Annotated in this window: 3 protein-coding genes; all 3 read left to right on the top strand. The window is 53.9% G+C overall.

The features are described from left to right. The coding region (locus WMO23_RS11150) for a PEP-utilizing enzyme (protein ID WP_349174099.1) at positions 1–225 on the top strand (225 nt) is incomplete at its 5' end. Between the two features lie 19 nt (positions 226–244). Continuing rightward, complete coding sequence (locus tag WMO23_RS11145; protein ID WP_020311776.1) at positions 245–1,042, top strand: MBL fold metallo-hydrolase; 798 nt, start codon at positions 245–247, stop codon at positions 1,040–1,042. A gap of 302 nt (positions 1,043–1,344) precedes the next feature. Then, positions 1,345–2,379 carry a threonine aldolase family protein gene (locus WMO23_RS11140; RefSeq protein ID WP_020724118.1) on the top strand — a complete coding sequence of 345 codons (1,035 nt, stop codon included), beginning with the start codon at positions 1,345–1,347 and terminating at the stop codon, positions 2,377–2,379. Positions 2,380–2,538 lie beyond the last annotated feature (159 nt).

Below are 2,538 nucleotides of genomic sequence, written 5' to 3'. Positions count from 1 at the left end.
GTCCGTTCGGCCCGCGCTGATTTCGTCGACTACATGAAACGGGCCAGCGCCATCGTCTCCGAAGAAGCCGGCCTCACCAGCGAATCGGCTATCGTCGCCATCACCCTCGGCATCCCGACCGTCGTCGGCGCTGCCCATGCTGCCGATAACCTGGAAAACGGCGAAGTCGTCACCGTAGACGCCAGCCGCGGTACTATCTTCCGTGGCGAAGCCAACGCACGATAAACCATCGGGAGGGATAGTCATGAATCTGACCTTGTTAGGGACGGGGAACGCAACGGTGACCCATTGTTATAATACTTGTTTCGTCCTCCATGAAAGCGGTCAATATCTGCTCGTCGATGGCGGCGGCGGGAACGGACTCCTGTGTCAGCTGGAAAAGGCCCATTTGCGCTGGCAGGATATGCGGACGGTCTTCGTCACCCATAAACACATGGATCATCTTCTGGGCATCCTCTGGCTTATGCGCATGATGTGTCAGTCCTGGCGGCGCGGGACCTATGAGGGCGAAGCCGTTATCTACGGTCATGATGAAGTCATTTCCCTGCTGCGCACGATGGGAAAGGCTCTGCTGTCCTCGAAAGACAGTGCTTTCCTCGATGACCGCCTTCATCTTGTGACGGTGACCGATGGGGAGACGCGTCAGCTCATGGGTCATGACGTAATTTTTTTCGATATTCGTTCGACCAAGGCCAAACAATTCGGCTTTTCTTTAGAACTCGCCGACGGCAGACTGACCTGCTGTGGTGATGAGCCGTATCAGCCCTGGGAAGAAGCCTATGTCCGGGATAGTAAATGGCTCCTTCATGAAGCTTTCTGCCTCGATGCCGAAGCGGATATCTTCCATCCCTATGAGAAACACCATTCGACCGTCAAAGACGCCTGCCAAACGTCAGCCCGCCTGGGCGTACAGAATCTGATCCTCTACCATACTGAAGACAAGGACCTGGCCCATCGCCGCCAGCGTTACCATGCCGAAGGAAGCCGGTATTATCAGGGAAACCTGTATATCCCGGACGATTTGGACGTCATCGCTTTATAGTTTGTAGTACGGATTTGTAGGAGGCGCACGTGGGCAATCCGTTCGGGATTTGGATGGTTTTTCTAGCAAACTGGTCGGGGAATCGTACATATCCCGGAGCGGGCGCCCTACTTGGGCGCCCCTACAGAAAAGGGCTTATCGTCGGCGACAAGCCCTTTTCGTTGTACAATGTATCCGATTCTGTTAGAATAGACGTAAGGCCATGGCCTCGAAAGAATTTGGCAGCTTGGGAAAATGTTGCAGCAAAAATTAGCAGAAGTTGAAGAAGATCATTAAGGGATAGAGTAAGGAGACAGGGTAAAATGATACGTTTTAACAATGACTATAATCATGGCGCTCATGCCAGCGTCTTGCAGGCTTTGAATCAGACGAACGATACGCAGTACGGCGGCTATGGTGTCGATGACTGGTGTGACAAGGCAGAAAAGCTGATTTTGGAATTGGCCCAGTGCCCGCAAGGGAAGGTTTACTTTTTCCCGGGAGCGACGCAGGCCAATTTCGTCACCATTTCAGCCCTCCTTGGTTCCTGTGACAGCGTCATCTGTGCCGACACGGGCCATATCAACTGTCATGAATGTGCGTCCATTGAAAATACAGGCCACAAAATCGTCGCCCTGCCCCATCATGACGGCAAGATTACGGCGGACCAGATTGAAGGGGAAGTGCAGGCTTACTATAATTCCGGCGAAGCCGAATACCTGACGCGGCCGTCGCTGGTCTATATCTCTTTTACGACGGAATACGGCACGCTCTATACCAAGGCTGAACTGACGGCTATTTCGGAAGTCTGCCGCAAGTATCACATGTACCTCTTCGTCGATGGCGCCCGCATGGGTTATGGCCTGGGGGCTGACGGGAATGACCTGACCCTGGCTGATTTCGGCCGCCTGGCCGACGTCTTTTATATCGGCGGTACGAAATGCGGGGCCTTCTTTGGCGAAGCCCTCGTCTTGACCGACGCCGGGATAGACCGCCGCTTCAAAGCTCACATGAAACAGTTCGGCGCCGTCCTGGCCAAAGGCTGGATTTTAGGGCTCCAGTTCTATACCCTGCTCCACGACGGGACGTATTTTGCCATTACGAAACGGGCCGACGAATACGCCGTCCGTATCCGCCAGGCCTTCCGGCAGAAAGGGATAGAAGAACTCGTCGTCAGCCCGACGAACCAGCAGTTCATCATCCTTTCGAGAGCTCAGGCCCAGGCCTTGGAAAGCAAATACATCTTTGAAGCCATGGGACCTGTTGACGATGACCACGTCTGCGTCCGCGTCTGCACGTCATGGAGCACGAAAGCCGAAGAAGTCGACCAGCTCGTAGCCGATATTTTAAACCTGTAGGGGCTTGCACGTGGCAAGCCCGTCCCTGCATATGAGCTGTTTTCCAGCTCGGAGAGCGCGTCCCCAATACCCAAGCGGGTCGCCCACGTTGTTATGTGCAATAACATAGTTTACATAAATAGGGGTCTTCCCCCTACTGAAAAAAGTGATACTTTTAGG

The organism is Megasphaera intestinihominis (genome assembly GCF_040096415.1).
In the GTDB taxonomy this organism is placed as follows: domain Bacteria; phylum Bacillota; class Negativicutes; order Veillonellales; family Megasphaeraceae; genus Megasphaera; species Megasphaera intestinihominis.
This window is presented reverse-complemented; position numbering and strand designations above follow the sequence as displayed.

Excerpts from the sequence above, each read along its gene's own strand:
- WMO23_RS11145 (WP_020311776.1), top strand. The coding sequence starts at position 245 with ATGAATCTGACCTTGTTAGGGACGGGGAACGCAACGGTGACCCATTGT.
- WMO23_RS11140 (WP_020724118.1), top strand. The coding sequence starts at position 1,345 with ATGATACGTTTTAACAATGACTATAATCATGGCGCTCATGCCAGCGTC.